Genomic DNA, 25,303 nt, shown 5'->3' on the forward strand with positions numbered 1-25,303 from the left:
AAGCCGAAATATAATTTTGCCCGAGGCCGCCCGGTGGCGTGGCCGTACCGTGGCGCTATATGGTGGCAGCTTCAACCCGGCCCACAAGGGCCACCGGCGCGTGGCGCGCGAGTGCCTCAAGCGCCTGCACGTGGATGCCGTCTGGTTCCTGGTGAGCCCCGGCAACCCCTTGAAGGACGCCGGGCATATGGCGGACTTTGAGAAACGCTTCAGCAGCATCAGTGCGCTGGTGTCGGGCCACCCGCGCATGATGGTGACGGATATCGAAGCCCGTTTGGGCACGCGCTACAGCGCCGATACCATTTTGGGCCTCCAGAAACAGATGCCCCACACCCGCTTCATCTGGGTGATGGGTGCAGACAATCTGGCTACCTTCGACAAGTGGCGTGACTGGCGAAAAATTGCCCACGCGCTGCCCATTGCGGTTTTTGACCGTCCGGGGTATTCTATAGCTGGACAGAACGCCAAGTTTGCCCGCGTGTTTGGGCGCTTCCGCACGACAGTGGAACAGCTTGGCAAGTCCGGTTCACCGGCCTGGGCCTTTTTGACAATACCGCGTCATCCGGCCTCGGCTACAAAGCTTCGTCAGCAACTGGGTGAGACCTGGCTGACAAGCGAACAGTAGAAAGGATTATTACTTGCAAGCTTCATCGGAGACGCTCAGCGTCACTGATCCTATCCCGGTTGTGAAAACCGAGGATCTTCTCAAATCGGTCGTCTCGAACCTTGATGACAACAAGGCGGAAGACATTGTTTCCATCAATTTGGCAGGCAAATCCAGCATTGCGGACCATATGGTTATCGCAAGCGGCCGTTCGCAGCGGCAAGTCGCAGCACTTGCTGACTATGTGATCAAGGGAATGAAACAGATTGGCCACAAGGACATTGTGGTACAGGGCCTGGAGCAAGCAGACTGGGTATTGATCGACGCTGGTGACGTGATCGTTCATATTTTCCGCCCGGAAGTCCGCAGCTTCTACAACCTGGACAAAATGTGGGGCACTGAGATTGAAGAAGGCGACACGGTTAACTAAACCGCGTTCCCTGATGTTCAGTCTGATACATGGGTCTGGGGGCATCAAACCCCTTGTGACCAGTGCCAGATGACCAGTCAGGCGCCGGATGTGGTGGCGCCAAAGGCTTGAGGGTAACAGGGCAGACACGGCCCTGAAGAGGCGATTTTGCTGATTTCAATCATTGCAGTTGGCCGCATGCAGCGCGGACCAGAAATGGATCTTGTGACCCAATATCTGGGGCGCTTGCCGTGGAAGGCCGACATCACGGAAATCGACATCAAGAAGCAGGCCGCAAACGCCGCTGAGCGCAAGGCACGGGAAGCCGAGCGTATCCTGGCCGCTGTGCCGGACGGCGCCGCTCTGGTGGCCCTTGATGAACACGGCAAGGCGCTCAAGTCCCGCCAGTTCGCGGGCAAGATAGATGAATGGCAGGCCACGGGCATCAGCCGCGTGGCTTTCGTGATCGGTGGGGCCGACGGGCTGGACCATAGCGTGCTCGCAAAAGCCGACCTTAAGCTGGCGTTCGGCACGCTGACCTGGCCCCACATGATGGTGCGCGCCATGCTGGCGGAACAAATTTACCGCGCGTGGTCAATTAATGCTGGGCATCCCTATCATCGCGACTAGAATGCCCCAATAGCGACAGAAAATAAGGCCAAACTTGAAATCAAACATAGCAGGTATGCGGAAAGAGTAAGTAGATGACCACCACACCAAAACCCGTAGTCCTTTGTATCCTGGACGGCTGGGGCTATCGCGATCAAACGGCCGACAATGCCATCAAACTGGCAAACACCCCGAATTATGACCGCCTGTGGTCCAGCGTGCCACGCGCATGGCTGGCGACCAGTGGCCTGGCTGTGGGCCTGCCCGACGGCCAGATGGGCAACAGTGAAGTGGGCCACATGAACCTGGGCGGCGGCCGCGTGGTGCTGCAGGACCTGCCGCGCATCGATGACGCGGTCAAGTCCGGCGCGCTGGCGAAAAATGTGGAACTTCAATCCTTTATTGAAAAGATGAAGACCTCAGGCGGCACCGCGCACCTGATGGGGCTGATGTCCCCCGGCGGGGTACACAGCCACCAGGACCATATCGCGGCACTGGCGACTATCATCGCAGGTGAAGGCGTGCCTGTGCGCATCCATGCCTTCATGGACGGGCGGGATACGCCGCCACGGTCTGCGCTTGAGTTTCTCGACAAATTCGAAGCCGCTATTGCAGACGCGCCAAACACAGTCATCTCAACCGTTACTGGCCGCTATTGGGCCATGGACCGCGACAAGCGCTGGGACCGGGTGAAGAAGGCCTATGACGCCCTGGTATCAGGCGAAGGCCAGCAGCAGGCGGACAGCGCCAAGGCGGCTGTGGAAGCATCCTACGCCCGCGACGAAAACGACGAGTTTGTCGCCGCCACCACCATCGGCAGTTACGACGGCATGAAAGACGGCGACGGCTTCATCATGGCCAACTTCCGCGCCGACCGCGCGCGTGAGATCCTGACCGCCATGGTCGACCCGGCCTTTGACGGGTTCGAGCGCGGCACCTTGCCAAAATTCACCGCCGTTGCCGGCATGGTCGAGTTTTCCGCAGCGCTGAACGAATTCCTGCCCGTCCTGTTCCCGTCGGAAGAGATCAACAATTCGCTCGGCCAGGTGCTGGCAGACAATGGCATCAACCAGTTGCGCATTGCCGAAACCGAGAAATACGCCCATGTGACCTTCTTCTTCAACGGCGGGTCCGAGGACGTATTCAAAGGCGAAGACCGTATCCTGGTGCCGTCCCCTGATGTCGCCACCTATGACCTGAAGCCCGAGATGAGCGCACCAGAAGTGACAGACAAGCTGGTGGAAGCCATCCGGTCCGGCACCTATGGCGCGATTGTTGTCAATTACGCCAACCCGGACATGGTGGGCCACACCGGCGTGCTGTCGGCGGCCATCAAGGCGGTTGAAACCATCGACGGCTGCATCGGCCGGCTTGAGGAAGCCATTATGGAAGTTGGCGGCGCCATGTTGGTGACTGCAGACCACGGCAACGTGGAGATGATGAAGGACGAAAGCACCGGCCAGGCCCACACGGCGCACACCAGCTTTGATGTGCCTGTGCTGATGATCGGCAGCGACAAGGGCATGAAGAACGGTCGTCTGGCTGATGTGGCGCCCACCATGCTGGCGCTTCTGGGCCTTGACCAGCCGTCCGAGATGACCGGCCACAACTTGCTGACTGAAACACAGCAAGCCGCCAGCGAGGGCCGGGCCACTGCGTAAAGGCGCGGCATACTGGAGCTTCAGCGTCAGCCTGCTGGCGCTGATGAGCCTTGCCGCGGTGGCGCCCGAGGCCGCCGCACAGGACCGCAAGGATGCGGCAGAAACCAACCTTGAGCGGCTGGAACGCCAGCAGGAACTCAAGGAAAAGGAACGGCTGGCGCTTGAGGAGGCCGCGAAAGAGGCCGCCGAAGAAGCCCGCCAGCTTTCCGAAGACCTTGTGGCCGCCGCCCGCGATATCCGCATGAGCGAAGAAGAAGCCATCCGGCTTGAGGACCGCATCAAGGACCTTGAGACCGAGACGGCGCTGAAGAAAGACCAATTGGATTCCCGCCGGGGAGAGCTTCTGAAGCTGTTGTCGGCGCTGCAGCGCCTGTCGAAACGTCCGGTAGCCTTCACCCTTGTGCAGCCCAGTGAGGCCATCACAACAGCCCGCACCGCGTCCCTGATGGGCAACCTGGTACCGGAGATCAACCGCCAGACAGAAACCCTGCGAGAAGAGCTTGGTATCCTTGCCTCCCTGCAGGAAGCCTTGAGCGAAGAGCGTTTTGCGCTGAAAAATACCTTGGCCGAGTTAACCCAACGTCAACTAAAACTTGGTTCACTCTTAGATAAGCGAAAAGCGGAGGCTGAGAGGGCGACCGCGCAGGCCGAAGGGCTGGCCAAAGAATTGGCCGATATTGCGGAAAAAGCGTCCAGCCTGAGGGATTTGGTCGAAAAACTGGAACAGCAGGCCGCAAAACGGGCGGAAATTGCACCGGTTCCTGTTACGCCTAGGCAGAAGCCGGTTGTTCCCCTGCCCGCGCCGACCTTGCGGACGCCGATTACCCGGATGAAAGGTCGGCTGACCTACCCGGCGATTGGATCGGTTATCAAGCGGTTCGGGGAAGTGGACGGCGCTGTGCATGTCAGGGGTATCCGCATCGGTACGCGGGAAAATGCCCAGGTGGTATCGCCCTATGACGGCCAGATTGTTTTTGCGGGACCGTTCAGGAACTATGGACAGCTCTTGATCATCTCGCACGGTGATGGCTACCATAGCCTTCTGGCAGGGCTTGAGACGCTGCAGGCAGTGGTAGGCCAGTGGGTTCTGGCGGGAGAACCCGTAGGTTCCATGAGCGACAACAAGGCCACGGCCGAGCTCTATCTGGAACTGAGGCACAATGGGGAATCGGTTGATCCGGCCCCGTGGCTGAGCAGACAAACAGCATCTGCGCGTTAAGGCGTGCAGGGTTACGAGTGATAACGATGAAAGGTGTCAACATGCGGAAACTTATTACCGGGACTATGGTGGCCCTGATGGTGGCCTTCACGGCCCCCGCAGCAGTCCAGGCAGACACGCGCAAGAATCAGGACGAGTTCTACGAGCAGCTTGACCTCCTGATGCGGATTTTCGAGCGCGTCCGGTCCGAGTATGTTGACGAAGTGGACGACAAGGAAGTGATTGAAGCGGCCATCCAGGGCATGCTCCGCTCCCTTGACCCCCATTCCACCTATCTGAACCCTGACATCTATCAGCAGGTTCGCGTCCAGATGGAAGGCGAATATGGCGGCCTCGGCATCGAGGTGCAGATGGAAAAGGGCGTGGTGAAGGTTGTCTCCCCCATTGATGACACCCCGGCGGACAAGGCCGGCATTCAGGGTGGCGACTATATCACCCACATTGACGGCGAGAGCATCCAGGGCAAAACGCTGACCGAAGCCGTTAAGAAAATGCGCGGCGCCGTGGGCGCACCGATTGTGGTGACCATTATCCGCGAAGGCTATGACGGCCCGTTCGACGTCACCATCGTGCGCGAAAAGATCATGGTCCAATCCGTGCGTCACCGCGTGGAAGATGACACCATCGGCTATATCCGTATCACCACCTTCAACATGCAGACCGGCGAAGGCGTGGAGAAGGCCATCGAGGCGATCAAATCCCAACTGGGGCCGGACCTTGACGGCGTGATCCTGGACCTGAGGAACAACCCGGGCGGCCTCTTGGACGAAGCCATCCGCGTGTCTGATGCCTTCCTGGACCGCGGCGAGATCGTGTCCACCCGTGGCCGCCGCCGCCAGAACAATAACCGCTGGTATGCGACTTCGGGTGACATGCTGGACGGCCTGCCCGTTGTGGTGCTGACGAACGCCTATTCTGCTTCGGCATCTGAGATTGTGGCCGGTGCGCTGCAGGATCACCGCCGCGCCATCGTGCTGGGCGACAAGACATTCGGCAAGGGCACCGTGCAAAGCGAAATTCGCCTGGGCCGCGCGGGCGACCGCGCCATCCGGCTGACGACCGCGCGCTACTATACGCCAAGCGGCAAGTCGATCCAGGAACGCGGTGTTGAGCCGGATATCGAAGTATTGTTCCCGCGTCCTGCCGGCCAGCGCGGCAATCCACGCCGCGAGGCAGACCTGCAGGGCCACATCGAGAATGACCAGGACAACGTCGACCGCACCGGCGAATTCGACGGTGAATATGATGCCCAGGCCATGACCGACGAGGTCGACAATGTTGGCGAAGCCACCGAAACCAGCGAAACGAGTGACGAACAGGTTGACGTACAGCTCAGGTATGCCATTAAGCTATTGAAGAATATGTCAGGCCTTCCAAAATCACAGGTGGCCGAAGTCCGCTAAGGACCTCCGCTGCACCGCCGGTTTGGACGGCATGACTGAAAACTCAAGAGGGATTCACGATCGTGCCGTCCAGTCTTAATGCTCTTCTGATCGCGTGGGCCGTCAGCCTGATTATCATTGTTGGCGGTACGGTTTACTTTGAACTGTCCTACGACCCGAACGAGAAACTGGCCGCCATGGCCACGCCTGACAATGCGGATGCGGGCGCGGCGACCCCGCCTGTGCAACAGACGGAACCGGCAGACGCTGAACCGACACGCACGGACACCGCTGACGCTACCCCCGGCGACACACAGATGGACACGGCGGATGAGCCCGCAGAGCTTGCTGCCACCACCCGTGACGAGCCAACGGACGACACGCCTGCCATGCAGCAGGACATGACCACAGGCATGACCCAGCCGGTAGAAAACCCGGCAACCCAGCCAAATTCGCAGACACAGATCCGCAGCGGCATCCGCGTGGATGCGAACCCGGACCTGATTGAACAGACCAACAACGGCCCGCTGCCGCGCGTCTCACCAGAAGGCCGCCGGCCATTTGATGAATATGCCGCCCCCCCGCCTCGGAACATGCATCTGCACAAGATTGCCATTGTCATCACCGACATGGGCCAGCGCCGCAACAGCACCCAGCGGGTGATCACCGAGCTGCCCTCTGCCGTAAGCTTTGCTTTCTCGCCCTATTCCACCAATGGGTTTGAATGGGGGGAACAATCCCGCCGCACGGGGCACGAAGTGTTGTTGATGATCCCGATGGAGCCGATCAATTACCCGCAGAATGACCCGGGGCCGTTCACGCTGCTGACCAGCCGGTCCGCGCGCGAAAACATCAACCTGCTGCGGGCATCGCTTGGCCGCATGTCGGGCTATGTGGGCGTGGTGAACCATATGGGGTCACGCTTCACCGCGGCGTCAGAAAGCCTGCGCCCGGTGCTTGAGGAACTGAACCGACGCGGCCTGATGCTGCTGGATAGCCGGGCATCGCAATATAGCCGCGCGGCCTCCATGGGGCGTGACCTGGGATTGCCGACAGCCATCAACAATAATTTTGTCGACGAGAATGTGAACCCAGGCGAGATTGCCAAACAGTTGGCAGAACTTGAAAGCCGGGCACGGTCGCTGGATTATGCCGTTGGCATGGGACGGCCATATCCGGTGACGGTTGATGCCATCAAGGTCTGGGCAGCAGGGCTTGAAGAGCGCGGCTTCGTGCTGGTGCCAATCAGCGCTGTTGCCAACAAACAACCCCTGCCGAGATAAGCGTCATGACGGACCTGCCCTACCGCCCCTGTGTGGGGATCATGCTTGTGAACGCTGAGGGCCAGATTTTCACCGGCGAGCGTATCGACACACCCGGCGCCTGGCAGATGCCGCAGGGCGGCATTGATGACGGCGAAACGCCTGAGGTGGCCGCCGTACGCGAGCTTGAAGAAGAGATCGGCGTCGCGCCAGAGCATGTGAAGATCGTCAAGCAGACCAAAGACTGGGTCACCTATGACCTGCCCCCGCATCTTCTGGGCAAAGCTTGGGGCGGCAAGTATCGCGGCCAGAAGCAGTGCTGGTTCCTCATGGAACTGCTGGCCGGCGACGATGCCATCAATATCGAAACAGAGCACCCCGAATTCAGCCAGTGGAAATGGACCACGCCTGAAGCCCTGGTGGCCGAGATTGTCCCTTTCAAGCAGGCAGTCTATACTGAGGTGGTCAACCAGCTGCTGGGATAAGCGCCATGACGGCGAACACATTTGCCAATATGCGGTGGGACTTCGATGAGACCTGCATTCCCTGGGAAGGCGGGCGCAGGACCTATGCGCTGTGGGCATCAAAGCTGAGGGACGAGAAGCTGCCCGGGCGGCACGATTTTTCGCCCAAGGACCTGAGTGCTTCTGTCCTGCCCACCATCATGCTGGTGGATGTCATCAGCAACCCAACCAGCTTCACCGTACGGCTGGCCGGCACCGGCATCGCGCACATGATGGGCCGCGACCCCACAGGCATGGATGTGGCGTCCTTGCGCGGTGGTGACGTGCTGCAGGCCCGCTTCACCGCCCTGTTGGACGGCGCCCAGCCTTATCTGGCGCTGGACCGCCCTACCCCGTGGCAGCATGAGGAACACCCCACCTATCATGTGCTGGCGCTGCCGCTGGCCCGCGACGGCGAAAACATCGACATGCTGATGCTGAACCTGCATTTCCCCGGTGCGGCCAAGGGCTGAATACAACCTCGACAAGGCGAATAAATTCATCTTATGGTTTCAGGAAATCCCCGAAAAGGCGATGCTGGGACCATGGACAAGACGACAATCATCGAGAAAATCACCGCCTTCCTCAATGGAATCGGCATTCCGGTGCGCGAAGGCACGCTGCCGGACGATACCTTCCTGCCCGGCATCCGGCTGGAGCATGGCGGTCTGGTGTATGACCCCGCGCGCATGACCTACCCGGGCGACCTGCTGCATGAAGCCGGCCATATCGCCGTGATGAAGCCCAGCCAGCGCCAGACTTGCTTTGCCGACGCCGGACCAGAGATGGGCGAAGAGATCGCGGCCCAGGCCTGGTCCTATGCTGCCGCAATCGCCTGCGGTATTGAGCCCGAGGTGGTGTTCCATGACCACGGCTACAAGGGCGGCGGGACCCATGCGGCGTCGCTCTACCGCGAAGGCCACTGGCCGGGCGTGCCCTTGCTGGCTTGGATGGGCCTGACGGGCATGCCGGAAGTGGAAGGGCCGATGGCCCACCCCAAATTCCCGGAAATGAAAGCTTGGATGCGCACAGCGGAAGACCCGTCGGCCGCCAATCTGGCAGCCTCATAAGAAAAAGCGCCGCCCGATTGGGCAGCGCTTCTTTATTCATTCGCCGATTGGCTAGGCTTAGTGAGCGACGATGTCCGCGAGGGCGACCATCCATGCGAGCTCTTTTTCAAAGCCTGCGCGTTCCACATCATCCTTGGCGTCTTCGATGTCTTCGCGGGTATCCGCGATCTTCTTGTTGAGATCGTCCAGGTCCACATCGTCGAGAGACAGGGTCTCTTCGGCGAGGATCGTCAGGCCGGCCGGGCTGATTTGTGCCAGGCCACCCTTGACGAAGAGACGCTCAGGCGTGCCGCCTTCAGTCTCGAAAATCTCAACAACACCAGGGCGGATCGTGGACATCATGGGCGCGTGCGCTGGCAGCGCGGCGAAGTCGCCGTCGGCACCTGGCACAACAATCATCGCTGCCTCAGCGTCCTTGAGAAGGCGCTCAGGAGAAACGATTTCATAGTGAAGGGTATCGGTCATGATGTCCTTGTCCCGTTTCTTTATGCGGCTTCAGCAGCCAGTTTTTCAGCTTTCGCAACAGCCTGCTCGATGTTGCCTACGAGGTAGAAGGCAGCTTCTGGCAGGTGGTCGTATTCACCGGCAACGATCGCCTTGAAGCCACTGATCGTGTCTTCGAGGGATACGAACTCACCGTTAATGCCGGTGAAGATCTCTGCCACGTGGAACGGCTGGGAGAGGAAACGCTGGATCTTACGGGCACGTGCCACAACCAGTTTGTCATCCTCAGAAAGCTCGTCCATACCCAGGATCGCGATGATGTCCTGCAGGGATTTGTATTTCTGCAGTACTTCCTGAACCGAACGCGCAACTTCATAGTGCTCGTCACCGAGAACGCGTGGGTCAAGGATACGGCTTGTGGAATCGAGTGGATCCACAGCTGGGTAAATACCAAGTTCGGCAATCTGACGCGACAGAACTGTTGTTGCGTCAAGGTGTGCGAACGATGTTGCTGGTGCAGGGTCAGTCAGGTCATCCGCAGGTACGTAAACGGCCTGTACGGAAGTGATCGAGCCCTTCTTCGTGGAGGTAATACGCTCCTGCAGGGCACCCATGTCAGTTGCCAGTGTTGGCTGGTAACCCACAGCAGATGGGATACGGCCCAGAAGTGCGGACACCTCTGCACCCGCCTGCGTGAAGCGGAAGATGTTATCTACGAAGAACAGAACGTCCTGGCCTTCCTGGTCACGGAAGTATTCCGCGAGCGTCAGACCAGTCAGGGCCACACGTGCACGGGCTCCTGGAGGTTCGTTCATCTGACCGTATACGAGGGCAGCTTTCGATTCGCCTTCGAGGTTGATAACCTTGGAGTCGATCATCTCGTGGTAAAGGTCGTTACCTTCACGCGTACGCTCACCCACACCGGCGAATACAGAGTAACCACCGTGGCCTTTTGCGATGTTGTTGATCAGCTCCATGATCAGTACGGTCTTGCCCACACCGGCACCACCGAACAGACCAATCTTACCGCCCTTTGCGTAAGGGGCGAGAAGGTCAACTACCTTGATGCCTGTTACCAGGATCTCGGCTTCTGTTGACTGGTCTTCGAAAGAAGGCGCTTCAGCGTGAATTGGGGCAACCTGTTTGTGACCAACAGGACCGCGCTCGTCGATAGGCTCGCCGATCACGTTCAGGATACGACCCAGCGTCTCAGGACCAACAGGAACGGAGATCGGTGCGCCTGTGTCCGTCACTTCCTGACCGCGCACCAGACCGTCGGTGGCGTCCATTGCGATGGTACGAACAGTGTTTTCGCCCAGGTGAGATGCCACTTCGAGAACGAGGCGGGCACCGTTGTTTTCAGTTTCCAGCGCTGACAGGATGGCCGGCAGTTCATTGTCGAACTGTACGTCGACAACAGCACCGATTACCTGTGTTACGCGGCCAGTATTCTTAGCCATTTTTTACACTCCTTCGTGTAATCAAACTCAAAGCGCTTCAGCGCCAGAAATAATTTCGATCAGTTCTTTGGTGATGTTCGCCTGACGCGTACGGTTGTACGTGATGGACAGGCTATCAATCATGTCGCCAGCGTTACGCGTTGCGTTGTCCATTGCGGTCATACGCGCACCCTGCTCGGATGCAGCATTTTCAAGAAGACCACGATAGATTTGCACAGCCACGTTGCGGGGCAGCAGATCATCAAGGATCGCTGTCTCGTCCGGCTCGTAATCATAGGCAGCACCGCCAAGCTCGTCCGCAGCTTCATTTTCATTGGCTGCTTCGGGCAAAGGCGTCGGGATCAGCTGTTGCTTGGTTGTCAGCTGCACCAGGGCAGACTGGAACTTCGCATAGAACAGCGTCGCTACGTCATATTCACCGCGCTCATACATCGCCAGGACTTCCTGGGCGATCGTCTGAGCGTCCGCGAAGCCGAGCTTCTTGATGCCAGACATGTCTTTCACGTCGATGATTTTATCACCAAATTCACGGCGCAGGACGTTGAAGCCCTTTTTGCCGATGCAAAGGATTTTGACCGTCTTGCCGGCTGCAATCAGCTCCCGGAGATGGATACGGGCGGCTTTGACAATGTTGGTATTGAAACCGCCACAGAGACCACGCTCTGAAGAGGCAACAATCACCAGCTCGACATCGTCTTTACCCGTACCAATCAGAAGCGGAGAAGCACCCGGCTGGCCAGCGACGGATGCGCCGAGGCCAGTCAGTACTTTTTCCATCCGCTCTGCGTACGGGCGGGCGGCCTCAGCCGCCTCTTGCGCACGCTTCAGTTTCGACGCAGCAACCATTTTCATGGCCTTGGTAATTTTCTGCGTCGACTTAACCGAATTGATGCGGATTTTTAGATCCTTAAGGCTTGGCATTGCTCAGCCTCTCCTATCCAGCTTCTTAGCTAAAAGATTTCGCGAAGGCGTCGAGGATGGATTTCAGCTTGGAAATCGTATCATCGGACAGTTTCTTCTCGGTACGGATCGTCTTCAGGACGTCAGCGTGCTTCGCGCGAACCTCAGCGAGGAACTGCTCTTCGAAGCGCGTTACAGACGTGGTCGCGATCTTGTCGAGATAACCATTCACACCCGCGAAGATGGATACTACCTGCTCTTCTACTGGCAGTGGGCTGTACTGGCCTTGCTTCAGAAGCTCGGTCAGGCGGGCACCACGGTTCAGCAGCTGCTGGGTAGACGCATCAAGGTCGGAACCGAACTGAGCGAAGGCTTCCATCTCACGATACTGAGCCAGCTCAAGCTTAATGGAACCTGCAACCTGCTTCATCGCCTTGATCTGTGCAGCCGAACCCACACGGGATACAGACAGACCAACGTTAATCGCAGGGCGGATACCTTTATAGAACAGCTCAGTTTCCAGGAAGATCTGACCGTCGGTAATGGAGATCACGTTGGTTGGGATGTATGCAGATACGTCACCAGCCTGGGTCTCAATTACTGGCAGAGCCGTCAGGGAACCACCGCCACGCTCGTCAGACATCTTCGCTGCACGCTCGAGAAGACGTGAGTGCAGGTAGAATACGTCACCTGGGTATGCTTCACGTCCTGGAGGACGACGCAGCAGCAGGGACATCTGACGGTAGGCAACAGCCTGTTTGGTCAGGTCATCATGAACGATAACTGCGTGCATACCGTTGTCGCGGAAATACTCACCCATCGCCGTACCGGTGTATGGTGCCAGGAACTGCATCGGAGCAGGCTCGGAAGCGGTTGCGGCAACTACGATGGAATATTCCAGCGCGCCGTTTTCTTCGAGTGCTTTCACGATTTGTGCAACCGTGGAACGCTTCTGGCCAACCGCAACATAGATACAGAACAGCTTGTCGCCGTCTTCTTTAGCTGCGTCGTTGATTGGCTTCTGGTTGATGAATGTGTCGATCGCAACAGCCGTTTTACCGGTCTGACGGTCGCCAATGATCAGCTCACGCTGGCCACGACCTACAGGTACCAGGGCATCGATTGCCTTCAGGCCCGACTGCATTGGCTCGGATACGGACTGACGTGGGATAATGCCAGGCGCCTTGGTTTCCACTCGCGTACGCTCAACGTCTTTGAGTGGGCCTTTGCCGTCAATCGGGTTACCGAGGCCATCGACAACGCGACCCAGCAGGCCTTTGCCCACAGGAACGTCCACGATTGCGCCGGTCCGCTTAACGGTGTCGCCTTCTTTAATACCACGGTCGTCACCGAAAATAACGATACCCACGTTGTCGGTTTCCAGGTTGAGGGCCATGCCCTTAACGCCACCTGGGAATTCAACCATCTCACCAGCCTGAACTTGGTCGAGGCCGTAAACGCGAGCAATACCGTCACCAACAGAGAGAACGGTGCCTACTTCAGAAACTTGGGCTTCATTGCCGAAGTTTGCAATCTGGTCCTTCAGGACCTTGGAAATTTCCGCCGCACGGATATCCATTACTGAACCCCTTTCATGGCGATTGCGAGGTTGTCGAGTTTGGTTTTGAGGCTGTCGTCGATAAGACGCGAACCAACCTTAACCGTGAGACCGCCGAGCAGACTTTCATCAACGCTAGCGTCGATGAGGATGTCCTGGCCGACAGCCAGTTTCAATTTTTTCTCAAGATTCCCAAGCTGGGTCTTGGTCAGCTTGCGCGCGCTCACAACCGACGCCCGCACTTCACCGCGGTGATGGGCAATCAGCTTTTCGAATGCTGCAATGGTTGAACCAAGAGCGCCAAGGCGGCGATTCGCTGCAAGCACGCCCAGGAACTTCACTGTCAGGTCACCAAGCTTGGCTGCTTTCGCAACAGCTTCGATGGCTGCAGTTTGTTGGTCCCGGCTGTAAAGCGGCGAGGAGACGAGATCGCGCAGATCGGCGCTTTCGTCGAGCATTGCCTTAAGCGTTGAGAGATCGGATTCAACCGCCTCGAGCGCCTTGGACTCTAGGGCGAGTTCAAAAAGCGCTACCGCATAGCGGCCTGAAATCCCGGATACTATCGCTTTGTGCGAGGTCACGTCAGACGTTCCCCTGGGTTAGGTCTGAACCTGTTTGACACACCTGTGAGACGGCCACTCGAAAGCACCGCCCACGCTCAATTTTTGACCTGTTTTGACGAACCTGTAGATAGACCCACCGCGGCCAAGGCCAGCCGAAATGCGTGCTCCCTCTAGCATAAGGATTTGGCGGGCGCAAGCCACCTTGAACCCGTTTTTGGAATCTTATGGGGAAATCCCATTCCCCCCGCCACGCGCGGGCATGCCAGGGGGTGAGAACCGGGCGAGACGACCGCCCGGAATTGAAGGCCAGCAACGGCTTGGGCGTTTCAGCCGTCCCTTCTTCTATATATGGACCCAAAACAGCCCGTCGCGGGGCTACATTGGGCATATGCCACGGCCCCTTGCCACCACCAGCCGAAATCCGCCCGGGCGGTACGAATCGCCTACCCGTCCAGCCGCTGCTGAAGCAGGGCCCAGTTCGTGTAAACCGGGGTCCCGACCTGCCTCATTTTAACCGCTTTCGCGCCTCAATCCGTCCACGAGTGGCTCTCATAACTTTAGCCGTGGGGCTAGAACAAGGGAGTAAATAAAATGACACACAAGAAACTCTTCATCGCCCTGGCTGCTGCAACCGCAGTCGCAGGCGCAGCTGTTCCCCAGGCCGCTGCAACGATGACCTCTGAATCGGCTGCGACAGCAGTCGCACAATCAGGCAATAGCGAATTCGCACAGAAAGTGCAGGAACTGAAAGAACGCCAGCACGAAGAATGGCGTGAGCTTCTGGACGCGCAGGCGAACGAGATCAAAAGCATGCAGGACAACCCTGATGCCGACCTCGCCAGCCTCTATGAGAAGCATGAGACCGAGAAGAAAGCCCTGAAGAAGCGTCACAGGCAAGAAATGGACGCCCTGAAGGCAGAAGAAAAGGGCTAACCCAGCCCTTAACCTCATTCAGTAGTAACCTTTCGAGGCCAACACCTCCCCTTTTTCAGAAGGGTTACTACATGAAGCTATAGGGGTCGATGTCCACCTTGATGCGTACACTGGATTTCGGCTTCACCCGCAAAACCCAATTCCGCACCAGCTGCTGCACTTTGATGTGCTTCTTGGCATGAAGCAGCATCCTGAAGCGGTGCTGGCCGCGGATGCGCACCATGGGCGCGGGCGCCGGGCCCACGATATCCACACCGTGTTCAACAGGCGCCACCTTCGCAAGCGCGCGGCCCACCTCCAGCACCTCCGCCATTTCCGGGCCCGACAGGATAATCGCCACCAGCTTGCCGTATGGCGGCATATGATATTGTGCGCGGGCGGCTTTCTCTGCCGCCATGAAGGCGTCGCCGTCGCCGGTAAGTAGCGCCTGCACCACCGGGTGCTCGGGCTCATAGCTTTGCAGCAGCACCTTGCCCGGCTTTTCCGCCCGGCCTGCCCGGCCCGCCACCTGCACCAGTTGTTGGTAGGTGCGTTCGCCAGCGCGCAGGTCACCGCCGCGCAGTCCCAGATCCGCATCCACCACGCCCACAAGCGTCAGGTTGGGGAAATGATAGCCTTTGGTCACGATCTGGGTGCCGATCACGATATCCAGATGCCCGCCCGCGATTTCCTTCACCACCGCCGCCGTCTGTGATGGGCTCATCATCGTGTCGCTGGTCATCACGCTGGTGCGCGCCTCCGAAAAACGGCGGGTGACTTCCTCGAACAGGCGCTCCACGCCCGGGCCACAGGCCACCAGGCTCTCCTTGCTTTCGCAGGTGGGGCAGGCCTCAGGGATCGGCTCCATATGGCCGCAGTGATGGCACTGCAGCTCCTGGCGGAAACGGTGCTCGACCAGCCAGGCCGAACAGCTGGGGCATTCAATGCGGTGCCCACAGGTGCGGCAGAGCGTGAGCGGCGCGTAGCCGCGGCGGTTGAGGAACAGCATCACCTGTTCGCCCGCCGCCAAAGTCTCTTCAATTTCGCGCACCAGTATGGGCGACAGCCAGGTGCCCGCTTCCGGCGGTTCGGCGCGCATGTCCACCGCGCGCATTTCCGGCAGCACCGCCACGCCGTGACGTTCCCGAAGCTTCAGCACCTGATACTTGCCCTCGTCCGCATTCACCTGCGTCTCCAGGCTGGGTGTCGCGCTGGCGAGCACCACAGGGCACCCCGCTTGCATCGCCCGCACCACTGCCATGTCGCGGGCGTGATACAGCACCCCCTCTTCCTGCTTGAAGGACGGGTCGTGTTCTTCGTCTACTGTAATAAAGGCCAGTTTCTTAAACGGCAAAAAGAGCGCGGAGCGCGCCCCCACCACCACACGGGCATCGCCTGTTGCCACTGCGCGCCAGGCGCGCCTGCGCTCGGCCTGCCCCACTTCCGAATGCCACACCACCGGCGTGACCCCAAAGCGGGCTTCAAAGCGTTCCAGCCACTGGGATGTCAGCGCAATCTCGGGCACCAGCACCAAAACCTGCGTGCCTTTTTCCTGCAGGGCTTCGGCGAGGCCTTCAAAATAGACCTCGGTTTTGCCCGACCCCGTGATGCCGTCCAGCAGGAAGGGCTTGAAGCCGCCTTCCCATACGGCACCGCGAATCGCTTCCGCGGCCTCGGTCTGTTCGCCCGACAGTTTCGGCCCCTTGAGGTTGGTGTCCGGCTGCGGGTATGGCTGGTCAACGGAGATATCAAGCGCCACCAGCGCGCCGGCATCCGCCAGCCCCCTTACCACGCCATCAGACACACCTGCGAGCGACGCGATCTCAGGCGCCATCCGCGGCTTGCCGTCCGCCAGTACTTTCAGCACCGCTTCCCGCGCGGGCGTCATGCGGATGCCGTCAGGCAGCACGGAGGCACAGGCATAGTGCCTTTTTACCGGCACATCACCGAAGGCGGCGGGCACAGACAGGCACATGCGCAAGACCGCCCCCTGGCTGGACAGCGTATAGGCCGACACCCAATCGACGAATCGCGTCAGGTCCGTCCCGAAGGGCGGCACATCGATGATGCGCTCCACCGGCTTGAGTTTTTTGAGGGGGAGCGTTTTACCGCTGGCCTTACCAGACGTGTTCTTGGGCCACACAACGCCAATCGCCTTGCGGCCTGAAAGCGGCACTTCCACCACTGCGCCAGGTTCAAGCTGGTTCGCCATACCGTCCGGCACGCGGTAATCCAGGGGACCAGCCAGCGGCAGCGGCAACAGCACCTGCACGCGCGCGCCAGCCTCCTCCGCCTGCGGCGGCTCTTCGATTCCCAGATTAAGTGCCTGCTGGCTCATACGCGTGACATGCTCCCTTGTGCGCACCATAGAAAAGCGTATCGCTGCTGGCAATTAAGCAATGCGCTTGCGCGAAGCATGAATCTCCAGTAGTCAGGCGGCGAAAAGGCGGACCTGAGTGCTTAGTGAGTGCATCGCACATCATTTGTCGATATATAAGATTGCAGCCGCCCACTGGATACTGTGACCCACTCCATGCCCGGAGTGCCGAAGGAGCTAACAATGAAATTTTTCCTGGATACCGCCAACATCGATGAAATCCGTGAAGCAAACGCCACGGGCCTTCTTGACGGCGTAACCACCAACCCGTCGCTGATCAAGAAAGCTGGTCGCGAGTTTTTCGAAGTGATTACCGAGATCGCCAAGGAAGTGGATGGCCCGGTATCGGCTGAAACCGTTGCCCACGACCATGAAACCATGCTGAAGGAAGGCCTCAAGTGCGCCAAGATCGCCGACAATATCGCGGTCAAGGTTCCACTGACCATCGAAGGCCTCAAAACCTGTAAGGCGCTGCGCGCTGAAGGCATCATGGTGAATGTGACGCTGTGCTTCTCAGCCAACCAGGCGCTTCTGGCCGCCAAGGCGGGCGCGAGCTTCATTTCCCCGTTCGTGGGCCGTCATGACGACGTGGGCTTCAACGGCATGGAGCTGATTGAAGACATCCGCAACATCTATGACAACTACAATTTCGACACGGAAATTCTGGTGGCTTCCGTTCGCCACCCCACGCACATCCTGGAGAGCGCGCGCATCGGTGCCGATGTTGCCACTTTCCCGATCGACGTGCTCAGGAAGCTGTTCAATCACCCGCTGACCACCAATGGCCTCGCGGGCTTCGACAAGGACTGGGCAGCCACTGGCTTCTCGATCCTTTAAAGAACCAATCGATCAGGGCGCGGACACACCGCGCCCTTTTTGTATCCGGAGCACAGCATGACGGACACGGCATTCGAAAAACTTCTGGCGGAAAACCCTTGGCCCGAGACCGAAGGCGTGAACGCGTGGGACTATACGCTGGGCGGCTATGGCCGCGACATGGTGGATGAGATCATCCGCACATCGAGGCCCCACTACATGCTGGAAATCGGCTGCTTCCTGTGCTCCAGCGCCAAGCGCTGGCTGTCGGTGGACCCGGACCTTCGCCTTGTGGGCGTGGACCCCTGGAGCGACCATCTGATCGAGCAGGTCCAGCGCTATGTGGGCCGCCCGAAGCTGACCCGCGAATACCCCAATATGGAAGACCAGAAGCGCTTTGCCGCAGACGTGGAGCGCCAGGGCCCCTTCCCCACCGCGCTTGCGAACCTGCGCGGCTTCGAGGGCCGCTTCGTGCCCTACCGTGGCCTGTCGCCCGACGCGCTATACGCTTTGAAGGACAAGGGCTTCGAGCCGGAGCTTGTCTATATCGACGCCAACAAGCAGGCGGTGGACCTCGAGGTGTGCCATGAGCTGTGGCCTGACGCCCAGATCACCGGCGACGACTGGCACTGGAGCCGGTCAAAAGGCTTCCCCATGCGCGATATCGTCAATGCGTTTGCGGATAAATACGGCTTCACCGTGCGCGCTGAACACGCCACCTGGATTCTCGAGCGCTAGGCGCTAGATCGGGTCACCATAGGTGGCGTCGCATTTGATGGTACCGGGCTTAAAGAAGGACAGGCCCGCTTTCCGCAGGTCTTCAAATCCGGCGATACGCCGTTCAAGGAACCCTTCGGTTACCCGCGTTTCCGCCTCATGCCTCTTTGTGGCAGGGAAGGTCCTGGTCCGCGTATAGGACCAGCCTGAACTGGCCCTCTCATCGGGCCTGAGCGCCACCATCTGCCACACGGTGCCCGAGCCCCGGCAGAAGTCCCAGAACAGATAATGATCCAGGCTTGGGCTGACCACCTGCGCACTGCCGAACTGCAGAAAACGGGGCACCTGTTCAATAATTACGATCCGGCCCTTCAGCGACACGCGCTCGATTTCAGAGCGGTCGATCTTCGCCTCCGGCCAGTCGCCGGTTGTCGGCACTGCCGTACAGCCGACCACAAGCAAGGCGACAAGTGAATATTTCAAAAACTGCATAAGCCCCCCTTCTGACAGGGAAAGGCTATACCAAAAGTTATATCATTACAACCATCCCGCAGGACAAGCCAATCACCCAAAGCCTTATGCAGGCAATAAAAAAGGGAGGCGAAGGCCTCCCTGTTCTTATTCAGATTTTAGTCTGCGTCTTCGACCCAGGTCACATGGCCCATCTTGCGGCCTTCGCGCGGCTCCAGCTTGCCATAGTGATGGAAGTGGGCCTTTGGGTCCGTGAGATACTGTTCGAAATCCAGGATGTCCTTGCCCAACAGGTTCTTCATCCGCACCTTGCCGCGGGCATCCGTTCCGCCCAGTGGCAGGTCGCAGATGGCGCGGATATGCTGTTCGAACTGGCTGGTGGCAGCGCCTTCGATGGTCCAGTGGCCACTGTTGTGCACGCGCGGCGCGATTTCATTAACCACAATCTCGCCCGTGCCGTCATTGACGAACATCTCGACGGTCATCACACCGATATATTCGAGCGCGTTGGCGATGCGGGTGGCCATTACCTTGGCTTTGGCCTCCACCACTTCACTGATCTGCGCCGGCACGGTGCTGGTATCCAGGATATGGTTGGTGTGCACATTTTCCGCCACCGGGAAAGCCGCCACGTCACCCGACGCCGAACGCGCCACAACAACGCTGATCTCGCGGTCGAAGGTCACGAAGCCTTCAAGAATGGCGGCGGTGCCCTTGGTCACGCCCATGACGTCGTCCACGTCCTTGCGCGCCTTGATCATCAACTGGCCTTTGCCGTCATAACCAAAACGCCGGGTCTTGGCGACAGACGGACGGCCGATTTCCTTGTAGGCCTCATCCAGCTCTTCCTGTGTCTGGAAAGCCTTGAAGGGCGCTGTTTTCACACCGCATTCATTGAGAAATTTCTTTTCCGTCAGCCGGTCCTGCGACACTTCAAGGGCGCGCGCACCCGGGCGCAGTAGCGTTTCCTTCGAGACAATCTCAGCCGTGCGGGCCGGGACATTTTCGAACTCGTAAGTTGCCACATCAACGCTGGAGGCGAACTCCTTCAGCGCGTCTTCATTTTCATATTCGGCGATGGTGAAATCGCACGCCACATGGAACGCCGGGCTGCGGACGTCCGGGCAAAAAATGTGACAGCGATAGCCAAGGCGCGCAGCGGCCATAGCGAGCATACGGCCAAGCTGGCCACCGCCCAAAATGCCGATTTTTCCACCCGGTTTAATCTGTGTCATGCTGATATCCTGCCTTTGAGCCGTTAGCGCTTAAGCGTCATCTACCGGAATTTCGGCCACGCTTTCGGTTTGCGCGGCACGCCAGGCGTCAAGCCGTTCGGCAACGCCTTCATCCATCAGGGCAATTACAGCCGCGGCCAGGAGGCCCGCGTTCTTGGCGCCGGCTTTGCCAATCGCCAACGTGCCCACTGGCACACCGCCTGGCATCTGCACGATCGACAGCAGGCTGTCCTTGCCGGAAAGCATGCTGGATTGCACTGGCACACCGAAGACCGGCAGCGGGGTCATGGCGGCTGCCATGCCCGGCAGGTGCGCGGCACCGCCTGCACCGGCGATGATGCATTTCAGGCCACGGTCTTTGGCTGTTTTGGCATAGTCATAAAGGCGGTCTGGCGTCCGGTGGGCCGAAACGATGCGGGTCTCGAAGGAGACCCCAAGTTCCGTAAGCACATCTGCTGCGTGCTTCATTGTTGGCCAGTCAGACTGGCTTCCCATAATGATACCAATTTCGGGCGTCTCAGTGCTCATGGTCGCTTCCATCCTAAAAGCCATGACAGGTGCCGCCATAGGGGCAACCCATCTGCCATCCCTGCGGAGCGCGCATTATAGGCATGCGCCTCCTTATTGCAAGCTTTGCCGAAAAGCCCCAAAAACCGCCTATTTCACGCCAATTTCATCAGGAAACTTGCAAGTCGATTCACAAAGACGCCATAATGGATTATCTACAGTCGAAAGTAACCGGTACAGGGTCTTGTATGAAAATAACCAATACACCCGGCGTCACGCGTACCGCTCCGACGCGCCCAGTGCGCAAAACGGGGGCGACCGGCAGCGCGACTGAAACGTCCGCGCCACGCGAAATTAATGACACCGTACAGGTTACCACTATTCCCCCTGAGGAAATGACGCCGCGCGTCCAGCAGGCGATCATGTCGCTGATGGAAGAGGTGGACAAGCTCAGGCGCGAACTGGATGCCACCAACCGGCGCCTCAGGGAAATGGAAGATGTGGCCGACACGGACGCCCTTCTGCCAATCCCGAACCGGCGGGCGTTTGTGCGCGAGCTGAACCGCATGATCAGTTTCGCGGAACGCTACGGCACGCCTTCAACGCTGATGTTCATTGACCTCAATGACATGAAGCTGATCAACGACAAATATGGCCACGAAGCTGGCGACAAGGCCCTGTTTCATGTGGCCCGCACGCTGGTGGACAATGTCCGCGGCACCGATGTGATTGGCCGCCTGGGCGGCGACGAGTTTGGCGTGATCCTGGCGCAGGCTGACGAACAGGTGGGACACGACAAGGCAGCTTCACTGGCGCAGACCATTGCCGACACGCCGCTGGTGATTGGCGGCGAGACCATCAAGATGAGCATGGCCTTCGGCACCTATACCTTCCGCCAGGGCGACGAGCCGCATGACGCGCTCGATAAGGCGGACAAGGCCATGTATGAAAACAAGCGGGAACTCAAGGGCGACAGCGAGCCACGCTAAGGGCTCCCTGCTCAAGGGGCTATGCCTCAAGCGATGATATCAGGCACCAGCATATTACGCAGTTTCGCAATCTCATCCTTCAGAAGAAGCTTGCGCTTCTTCATGCGCTGCACTTGCAAAAGATCGAACGTACCGGCGCGTTGTACTGCCGTGATGGCATCATCCAGGTCGCGGTGCTCCTCCATGAGGGCAGAAATTTGCTCCCTGATGGCATCTTCATCCATATACTGGCCCCAAAACTCATTAGAATTGCGGTGGTTATAGCATGACAAATGCCGACATAGAAGCACAGCAATCGACCCGCTGGCCTTCGCCTGACGATTTTTGGGACTTCACTTGCCGTACCTATAGCCATGCATCGATGCAGGAAGCCTGCCTTGATGCGCAGGACAGCCTGGGCGCGGACGTAAACCTGCTGCTTTTGTGCCTGTGGATGGATGACAATAGTGTTCGCCCGGTGGCTGACGACTGGGATTTGCTGATGGAAGCCGCCAGCTGGTGGCAGGAGGAAAAGCTGGCGCCGCTCCGCATGGCACGGCGCGCCCTCAAGGGCCAGGACGGCTATGAGGACGCCAAGGCCGAAGAGCTTGAAGCCGAACAGCAGGAGCAGCGGGCGCTTCTGAAGTGCCTGACCAAACCGCCGCTCAAGTCCAGCCACGCGCGGGACGTGTGGCCCTGTGTCAGCAGCTACCTGCAGATTTGCGGGGCCAAGCTGAAGACGCCCAATATGCCTGAATGAAGGCCTGCATGAAGGCGGTTATTCACCCCAGCGGTTAAGGCCTTCGACCTCCAGATCAAACAGGTCCAGCGCGCGGGCCGCCGTGTAGGTGACCATGTCATCGATGCTTGTGGGCTTGGCATAGAGGCTGGGGACGGGCGGCGCGATGATCGCCCCCATTTCACTGAGCGCCGTCATGGTTCTGAGGTGTCCGGTATGCAGCGGCGTCTCCCTGACCATCAGCACCAGCCGACGGCGTTCCTTGAGGATCACATCGGCCGCCCGGCTGACCAGGCTGGAGGTGATCCCGGTGCGGATTTCCCCCATGGTCTTGACCGAACACGGCGCAATCAGCATGCCCATGGTGCGGAAGGACCCACTGGCGATCGCGGCGCCGATATCCTTGGCCGGATAGAGCACATCCGCCATGGCCTGCACGTCACGCACGCTATAGTCGGTTTCCTCCAGAAGCGTGCGTTCACCCGCCTTTGACATCACCAGATGGCGCTCAACATCCAGCCCCTTCAGAAGCTCAAGCGCGCGGACACCGTAAGCCACACCACTAGCGCCCGTGATGGCAATAATCAGCCTTTTCTTTCGAGTCTCTGCCATTTGGCGCAACAATCCTTCAAACGGGGGTTTTCCGCGATTTGCTAAGTGCCCGAAGATACAGGACAAGTGCTCGGGCGCAAATCTTTTCCGTGACAAGAGCCCCTTCATTTGGTCTCATAATGCTGTCTTAAAATCGTAATGAAGAGGAGTGCGGGAATGAACCTACAGTCGCATGTGAATACCTTGAACGCGAAACATGCTGAAATTGAAGAGATCATCACCCGGGAAGAACACAGGCCGTGCCCCGATACCATACGAATAGCACAGCTTAAAAAGCAGAAACTCCGCCTGAAAGAGGAAATGACCCGCCTGGTCAGACACTAAGGGCAGACAAGCTTAACAAAAAAAGCGCGAGGCAAGTCCTCGCGCTTTTTGTTTGCCCAGTTAGCGTGGGCCTTATTCTTTGTCAGCTTCTTCGTCAGCGTCCGCTGCTGGCTCTTCACCGAACACGTCAGCGGCAGTCAGTTCTTTTTCCTTCGCAGGAGCTTCTTCAGCTGGCGCTTCTACAACAGGGGCTTCAACCGGCGCCTCTACGGGCGCAGCCTCTGCAGGCTTTTCGCCTGATTTGGCAGCAGCCTTGTCGCGGCGGGCTGCGGCCTGACGCACGGCTTCGTCCAACTCAAGCTGCTTACACAGGCCCAGACCTACCGGGTCCTGCGGCTTGATGTTCTGGATGTTCCAGTGGCTGCGCTCGCGGATCGCAGAGATCGTCGGCTTGGTGGTGCCCACCAGGCGGCTGATCTGCAGGTCCGAAAGCTCTGGGTGATTACGCACCAGCCAGGCGATGGCGTCTGGCTTGTCCTGGCGTTTGGACACCGGCGTATAACGCGGGCCCTTGGTGCGCGGCACCGCTTTCACATCGTCTTCGCTCAGCACAAGCGCACCCTTTGGGTCTGCCTGGCAACGATTGATTTCGTCCCACGTCAGCTGGCCGCTCGCAGTCGGGTCCTGGCCAACGATATTCGTACCAACAGTGCCGTCTGCAATGCCCTGAACTTCAAGTTCGTGCAACTGGCAGAATTCGGCAATCTGCTTGAATGTTAGCGCCGTGTTATCCACCAGCCATACAGCGGTGGCCATCGGCATCAAAGGTTGTGTCATCCCGTTATCCCTTGTTTACGGAAATTCCTCTTCGCCCAGATAAGCGGTACCGCTTACCTGCCCTCTCTGGATCCATGTTTTCCTGAAAGGGGGGAGAGAAATTCCTCCCGCCCCATGTGTAACAGGTCAAAAAGCCCCTGTCATGGCGAATAATGGCGCCCTGAACAGATTTCTGGTTCAATTTGACCGCTTTTCCGCTCTTTGGCCCCGCTTAGGCCACCTCAAGCATGATCTTGCCCATATGGAGGCTTGTTTCCATGCGGGCATGGGCGTCTGCGGCCTGATCCAGCGGGAAGGTCGAATCGATCACAGGTGCCACCTTGCCTGCCTCCATCAGTGGCCAGACATGCTTCTGCAGGTTCGCGGCGATCGCGCCCTTGAAGGCATTGTCCCGCGCCCGAAGCGTACTGCCCGTCAGCACCAGCCGCTTCAGCATTACCGGTAGCATGTTCATGGTCACCTGCGGCCCCTGCAGGAAGGCGATGGACACATGCCTGCCTTCAACCGCCAAACACTCGATATTCTTGGCGATATAATCACCGCCCACCATATCCAGCACCACATTCACGCCCGTGCCTTCCGTGAAGTCTTTCACGGCCTCGACATAGTCGCCCTCGCGATAGTTCACCACCACGTCAGCGCCCAGCTTCTTGCAGAACTCAGCCTTCTCGGCGTTACCCACGGTGGTGATGACCCTGGCGCCGAAAGCCTTCGCGAGCTGGATGGCCGTAGAGCCGATGCCAGACGAACCACCATGCACCAGAAGTGTTTCGCCCGCCGTCAGACCGGCCCGGTCAAACAGGTTCGACCATACAGTGAAATAGGTTTCGGGGATCGCCGCTGCCTGCACCATTGAAAAGCCCTTCGGCACATGCATGACTGAGGCGGCATTGGCGGTGCACAGCTCGGCGTAGCCGCCCCCCGGCACCAAGGCACAGACCTTGTCGCCGATCTTGAAGCCTTCAGCACCGTCCCCCAGCGCCACGACTTCGCCCGCGGCCTCAAGGCCCGGAATATCGCTGGCACCCGGTGGTGCGGGGTAGCGGCCCTGCCGTTGCACCACATCTGGCCGGTTCACGCCTGCCGCCATCACCCGGATCAGCAATTCACCCGCACCCGGCGCCGGGTTGTCGCGCTCACACGGTTTCAAGACCTCAGGCCCGCCCGGTGTGGTAATCTCAATCGCTTTCATAAAGTCATCTCC

General features: G+C 58.9%; 29 protein-coding genes. 16 read left to right on the top strand and 13 right to left on the bottom strand.

The genetic code is table 11. The features are described from left to right. The first annotated feature begins 16 nt into the window (after window positions 1–16). The 10 genes from nadD to KORLAC_RS05280 all read left to right on the top strand — a co-directional run bounded on the left by nadD (window position 17) and on the right by KORLAC_RS05280 (window position 8,719). A complete protein-coding gene (nadD, locus tag KORLAC_RS05235; RefSeq protein WP_068304042.1) occupies window positions 17–625 on the top strand; it encodes a nicotinate (nicotinamide) nucleotide adenylyltransferase in 609 nt (202 codons plus the stop codon). A 13-nt stretch (window positions 626–638) separates the two neighbouring features. Beyond that, complete coding sequence (rsfS, locus tag KORLAC_RS05240; RefSeq protein ID WP_068304047.1) at window positions 639–1,034, top strand: ribosome silencing factor; 396 nt, start codon at window positions 639–641, stop codon at window positions 1,032–1,034. A 147-nt stretch (window positions 1,035–1,181) separates the two neighbouring features. Continuing rightward, window positions 1,182–1,643: a 23S rRNA (pseudouridine(1915)-N(3))-methyltransferase RlmH gene (rlmH, locus tag KORLAC_RS05245; RefSeq protein ID WP_068304049.1), complete on the top strand. Its 462-nt coding sequence runs from the start codon at window positions 1,182–1,184 to the stop codon at window positions 1,641–1,643. 74 nt (window positions 1,644–1,717) lie between these two features. Next, window positions 1,718–3,283, top strand: a complete 1,566-nt coding sequence (gene gpmI / locus KORLAC_RS05250; protein ID WP_068304051.1) for a 2,3-bisphosphoglycerate-independent phosphoglycerate mutase — start codon at window positions 1,718–1,720, stop codon at window positions 3,281–3,283. Window positions 3,284–3,326: 43 nt separating this feature from the next. Next, the gene (locus tag KORLAC_RS05255) at window positions 3,327–4,502 is read left to right on the top strand and encodes a murein hydrolase activator EnvC family protein (protein WP_068304052.1); all 1,176 of its coding nucleotides are present in this window, start codon (window positions 3,327–3,329) and stop codon (window positions 4,500–4,502) included. 41 nt (window positions 4,503–4,543) lie between these two features. Then, window positions 4,544–5,905 (top strand): S41 family peptidase, encoded by a 1,362-nt coding sequence (locus tag KORLAC_RS05260; protein ID WP_139167561.1) that lies wholly within the window; start codon window positions 4,544–4,546, stop codon window positions 5,903–5,905. 62 nt (window positions 5,906–5,967) lie between these two features. Further along, on the top strand, window positions 5,968–7,167 hold the full coding sequence (locus tag KORLAC_RS05265; RefSeq protein ID WP_068304058.1) for a divergent polysaccharide deacetylase family protein: 1,200 nt from the start codon (window positions 5,968–5,970) through the stop codon (window positions 7,165–7,167). Between the two features lie 5 nt (window positions 7,168–7,172). Further along, the gene (locus KORLAC_RS05270; RefSeq protein ID WP_068304060.1) at window positions 7,173–7,631 is read left to right on the top strand and encodes an RNA pyrophosphohydrolase; all 459 of its coding nucleotides are present in this window, start codon (window positions 7,173–7,175) and stop codon (window positions 7,629–7,631) included. A gap of 5 nt (window positions 7,632–7,636) precedes the next feature. Further along, window positions 7,637–8,122, top strand: coding sequence for a PAS domain-containing protein (locus KORLAC_RS05275; RefSeq protein ID WP_068304061.1), 486 nt, complete (start codon window positions 7,637–7,639; stop codon window positions 8,120–8,122). A gap of 72 nt (window positions 8,123–8,194) precedes the next feature. Then, complete coding sequence (locus tag KORLAC_RS05280; protein WP_068304063.1) at window positions 8,195–8,719, top strand: hypothetical protein; 525 nt, start codon at window positions 8,195–8,197, stop codon at window positions 8,717–8,719. Between the two features lie 57 nt (window positions 8,720–8,776). Here KORLAC_RS05280 and KORLAC_RS05285 read toward each other — a convergent pair whose 3' ends face one another. The 5 genes from KORLAC_RS05285 to KORLAC_RS05305 are packed head-to-tail and all read right to left on the bottom strand — an operon-like array spanning window position 8,777 to window position 13,662. Then, window positions 8,777–9,184 carry a F0F1 ATP synthase subunit epsilon gene (locus KORLAC_RS05285; protein WP_068304066.1) on the bottom strand — a complete coding sequence of 136 codons (408 nt, stop codon included), beginning with the start codon at window positions 9,182–9,184 and terminating at the stop codon, window positions 8,777–8,779. Window positions 9,185–9,204: 20 nt separating this feature from the next. After that, window positions 9,205–10,623 carry a F0F1 ATP synthase subunit beta gene (atpD, locus tag KORLAC_RS05290; protein WP_068304069.1) on the bottom strand — a complete coding sequence of 473 codons (1,419 nt, stop codon included), beginning with the start codon at window positions 10,621–10,623 and terminating at the stop codon, window positions 9,205–9,207. 27 nt (window positions 10,624–10,650) lie between these two features. Further along, entirely contained in the window at window positions 10,651–11,544 is an 894-nt protein-coding gene (locus KORLAC_RS05295) for a F0F1 ATP synthase subunit gamma (RefSeq protein WP_068304071.1), read from the bottom strand. A gap of 25 nt (window positions 11,545–11,569) precedes the next feature. Beyond that, window positions 11,570–13,102: a F0F1 ATP synthase subunit alpha gene (gene atpA, locus KORLAC_RS05300; RefSeq protein ID WP_068304073.1), complete on the bottom strand. Its 1,533-nt coding sequence runs from the start codon at window positions 13,100–13,102 to the stop codon at window positions 11,570–11,572. Then, entirely contained in the window at window positions 13,102–13,662 is a 561-nt protein-coding gene (locus KORLAC_RS05305; protein ID WP_068304076.1) for a F0F1 ATP synthase subunit delta, read from the bottom strand. Before KORLAC_RS05305 ends, atpA begins: the two co-directional genes overlap by 1 nt. 573 nt (window positions 13,663–14,235) lie before the next feature. Between KORLAC_RS05305 and KORLAC_RS05310 the strand changes: the two genes are divergently transcribed. Beyond that, window positions 14,236–14,577: a hypothetical protein gene (locus KORLAC_RS05310; RefSeq protein ID WP_068304080.1), complete on the top strand. Its 342-nt coding sequence runs from the start codon at window positions 14,236–14,238 to the stop codon at window positions 14,575–14,577. 67 nt (window positions 14,578–14,644) lie between these two features. Here the strand turns inward: KORLAC_RS05310 and KORLAC_RS05315 are convergent, their stop codons facing one another. Beyond that, the gene (locus KORLAC_RS05315; RefSeq protein ID WP_082714517.1) at window positions 14,645–16,894 is read right to left on the bottom strand and encodes a primosomal protein N'; all 2,250 of its coding nucleotides are present in this window, start codon (window positions 16,892–16,894) and stop codon (window positions 14,645–14,647) included. A gap of 222 nt (window positions 16,895–17,116) precedes the next feature. Between KORLAC_RS05315 and fsa the strand changes: the two genes are divergently transcribed. Both fsa and KORLAC_RS05325 read left to right on the top strand, forming a co-directional pair. Continuing rightward, entirely contained in the window at window positions 17,117–17,770 is a 654-nt protein-coding gene (gene fsa / locus KORLAC_RS05320) for a fructose-6-phosphate aldolase (protein WP_068146888.1), read from the top strand. 57 nt (window positions 17,771–17,827) lie between these two features. Next, window positions 17,828–18,487 (top strand): hypothetical protein, encoded by a 660-nt coding sequence (locus tag KORLAC_RS05325; RefSeq protein WP_068304082.1) that lies wholly within the window; start codon window positions 17,828–17,830, stop codon window positions 18,485–18,487. A gap of 3 nt (window positions 18,488–18,490) precedes the next feature. Here KORLAC_RS05325 and KORLAC_RS05330 read toward each other — a convergent pair whose 3' ends face one another. From KORLAC_RS05330 to purE, 3 genes are all read right to left on the bottom strand, one after another. Next, a complete protein-coding gene (locus KORLAC_RS05330; protein ID WP_068304084.1) occupies window positions 18,491–18,958 on the bottom strand; it encodes a hypothetical protein in 468 nt (155 codons plus the stop codon). Window positions 18,959–19,095: 137 nt separating this feature from the next. Continuing rightward, complete coding sequence (locus tag KORLAC_RS05335; RefSeq protein ID WP_068304087.1) at window positions 19,096–20,172, bottom strand: 5-(carboxyamino)imidazole ribonucleotide synthase; 1,077 nt, start codon at window positions 20,170–20,172, stop codon at window positions 19,096–19,098. Between the two features lie 30 nt (window positions 20,173–20,202). Beyond that, window positions 20,203–20,700: a 5-(carboxyamino)imidazole ribonucleotide mutase gene (gene purE, locus KORLAC_RS05340; protein ID WP_068304665.1), complete on the bottom strand. Its 498-nt coding sequence runs from the start codon at window positions 20,698–20,700 to the stop codon at window positions 20,203–20,205. A gap of 227 nt (window positions 20,701–20,927) precedes the next feature. Here purE and KORLAC_RS05345 point away from each other — a divergent pair, with 227 nt between their 5' ends. After that, window positions 20,928–21,668, top strand: a complete 741-nt coding sequence (locus tag KORLAC_RS05345) for a GGDEF domain-containing protein (protein WP_068304089.1) — start codon at window positions 20,928–20,930, stop codon at window positions 21,666–21,668. A gap of 26 nt (window positions 21,669–21,694) precedes the next feature. Here the strand turns inward: KORLAC_RS05345 and KORLAC_RS05350 are convergent, their stop codons facing one another. Continuing rightward, window positions 21,695–21,892: a YdcH family protein gene (locus KORLAC_RS05350; protein ID WP_068304091.1), complete on the bottom strand. Its 198-nt coding sequence runs from the start codon at window positions 21,890–21,892 to the stop codon at window positions 21,695–21,697. A 41-nt stretch (window positions 21,893–21,933) separates the two neighbouring features. Between KORLAC_RS05350 and KORLAC_RS05355 the strand changes: the two genes are divergently transcribed. Continuing rightward, window positions 21,934–22,407, top strand: a complete 474-nt coding sequence (locus tag KORLAC_RS05355) for a TIGR02444 family protein (protein ID WP_074519395.1) — start codon at window positions 21,934–21,936, stop codon at window positions 22,405–22,407. Window positions 22,408–22,425: 18 nt separating this feature from the next. Here the strand turns inward: KORLAC_RS05355 and KORLAC_RS05360 are convergent, their stop codons facing one another. Next, window positions 22,426–22,998, bottom strand: a complete 573-nt coding sequence (locus KORLAC_RS05360) for a UbiX family flavin prenyltransferase (protein ID WP_068304095.1) — start codon at window positions 22,996–22,998, stop codon at window positions 22,426–22,428. A 156-nt stretch (window positions 22,999–23,154) separates the two neighbouring features. On the opposite strand from KORLAC_RS05360, the gene KORLAC_RS18640 reads away from it, so the two are divergent. After that, window positions 23,155–23,322 carry a YdcH family protein gene (locus KORLAC_RS18640; RefSeq protein ID WP_074519394.1) on the top strand — a complete coding sequence of 56 codons (168 nt, stop codon included), beginning with the start codon at window positions 23,155–23,157 and terminating at the stop codon, window positions 23,320–23,322. 72 nt (window positions 23,323–23,394) lie between these two features. Here KORLAC_RS18640 and KORLAC_RS05365 read toward each other — a convergent pair whose 3' ends face one another. Both KORLAC_RS05365 and KORLAC_RS05370 read right to left on the bottom strand, forming a co-directional pair. Then, complete coding sequence (locus tag KORLAC_RS05365; protein WP_068304100.1) at window positions 23,395–24,099, bottom strand: DUF1013 domain-containing protein; 705 nt, start codon at window positions 24,097–24,099, stop codon at window positions 23,395–23,397. A 211-nt stretch (window positions 24,100–24,310) separates the two neighbouring features. Then, window positions 24,311–25,291 carry an NAD(P)H-quinone oxidoreductase gene (locus KORLAC_RS05370; RefSeq protein ID WP_068304104.1) on the bottom strand — a complete coding sequence of 327 codons (981 nt, stop codon included), beginning with the start codon at window positions 25,289–25,291 and terminating at the stop codon, window positions 24,311–24,313. Window positions 25,292–25,303: the final 12 nt, after the last annotated feature.

It is taken from the genome of Kordiimonas lacus (genome assembly GCF_001550055.1).
Lineage (GTDB): Bacteria > Pseudomonadota > Alphaproteobacteria > Sphingomonadales > Kordiimonadaceae > Kordiimonas > Kordiimonas lacus.

What these genes read in the sequence shown, in the direction of transcription:
- KORLAC_RS05285 (WP_068304066.1), bottom strand. Translation starts at nt 9,184, where the DNA reads ATGACCGATACCCTTCACTATGAAATCGTTTCTCCTGAGCGCCTTCTC.
- atpD (WP_068304069.1), bottom strand. Translation starts at nt 10,623, where the DNA reads ATGGCTAAGAATACTGGCCGCGTAACACAGGTAATCGGTGCTGTTGTC.
- gpmI (WP_068304051.1), top strand. Translation starts at nt 1,718, where the DNA reads ATGACCACCACACCAAAACCCGTAGTCCTTTGTATCCTGGACGGCTGG.
- KORLAC_RS05315 (WP_082714517.1), bottom strand. Translation starts at nt 16,894, where the DNA reads ATGAGCCAGCAGGCACTTAATCTGGGAATCGAAGAGCCGCCGCAGGCG.
- KORLAC_RS05275 (WP_068304061.1), top strand. Translation starts at nt 7,637, where the DNA reads ATGACGGCGAACACATTTGCCAATATGCGGTGGGACTTCGATGAGACC.
- KORLAC_RS05360 (WP_068304095.1), bottom strand. Translation starts at nt 22,998, where the DNA reads ATGGCAGAGACTCGAAAGAAAAGGCTGATTATTGCCATCACGGGCGCT.
- KORLAC_RS05355 (WP_074519395.1), top strand. Translation starts at nt 21,934, where the DNA reads ATGACAAATGCCGACATAGAAGCACAGCAATCGACCCGCTGGCCTTCG.
- KORLAC_RS05325 (WP_068304082.1), top strand. Translation starts at nt 17,828, where the DNA reads ATGACGGACACGGCATTCGAAAAACTTCTGGCGGAAAACCCTTGGCCC.
- KORLAC_RS05365 (WP_068304100.1), bottom strand. Translation starts at nt 24,099, where the DNA reads ATGACACAACCTTTGATGCCGATGGCCACCGCTGTATGGCTGGTGGAT.
- KORLAC_RS05255 (WP_068304052.1), top strand. Translation starts at nt 3,327, where the DNA reads ATGAGCCTTGCCGCGGTGGCGCCCGAGGCCGCCGCACAGGACCGCAAG.
- KORLAC_RS18640 (WP_074519394.1), top strand. Translation starts at nt 23,155, where the DNA reads ATGAACCTACAGTCGCATGTGAATACCTTGAACGCGAAACATGCTGAA.
- KORLAC_RS05260 (WP_139167561.1), top strand. Translation starts at nt 4,544, where the DNA reads ATGCGGAAACTTATTACCGGGACTATGGTGGCCCTGATGGTGGCCTTC.
- atpA (WP_068304073.1), bottom strand. Translation starts at nt 13,102, where the DNA reads ATGGATATCCGTGCGGCGGAAATTTCCAAGGTCCTGAAGGACCAGATT.
- KORLAC_RS05295 (WP_068304071.1), bottom strand. Translation starts at nt 11,544, where the DNA reads ATGCCAAGCCTTAAGGATCTAAAAATCCGCATCAATTCGGTTAAGTCG.
- KORLAC_RS05280 (WP_068304063.1), top strand. Translation starts at nt 8,195, where the DNA reads ATGGACAAGACGACAATCATCGAGAAAATCACCGCCTTCCTCAATGGA.
- KORLAC_RS05370 (WP_068304104.1), bottom strand. Translation starts at nt 25,291, where the DNA reads ATGAAAGCGATTGAGATTACCACACCGGGCGGGCCTGAGGTCTTGAAA.
- KORLAC_RS05270 (WP_068304060.1), top strand. Translation starts at nt 7,173, where the DNA reads ATGACGGACCTGCCCTACCGCCCCTGTGTGGGGATCATGCTTGTGAAC.
- KORLAC_RS05350 (WP_068304091.1), bottom strand. Translation starts at nt 21,892, where the DNA reads ATGGATGAAGATGCCATCAGGGAGCAAATTTCTGCCCTCATGGAGGAG.
- purE (WP_068304665.1), bottom strand. Translation starts at nt 20,700, where the DNA reads ATGAGCACTGAGACGCCCGAAATTGGTATCATTATGGGAAGCCAGTCT.
- fsa (WP_068146888.1), top strand. Translation starts at nt 17,117, where the DNA reads ATGAAATTTTTCCTGGATACCGCCAACATCGATGAAATCCGTGAAGCA.
- KORLAC_RS05310 (WP_068304080.1), top strand. Translation starts at nt 14,236, where the DNA reads ATGACACACAAGAAACTCTTCATCGCCCTGGCTGCTGCAACCGCAGTC.
- KORLAC_RS05330 (WP_068304084.1), bottom strand. Translation starts at nt 18,958, where the DNA reads ATGCAGTTTTTGAAATATTCACTTGTCGCCTTGCTTGTGGTCGGCTGT.
- KORLAC_RS05345 (WP_068304089.1), top strand. Translation starts at nt 20,928, where the DNA reads ATGAAAATAACCAATACACCCGGCGTCACGCGTACCGCTCCGACGCGC.
- KORLAC_RS05335 (WP_068304087.1), bottom strand. Translation starts at nt 20,172, where the DNA reads ATGACACAGATTAAACCGGGTGGAAAAATCGGCATTTTGGGCGGTGGC.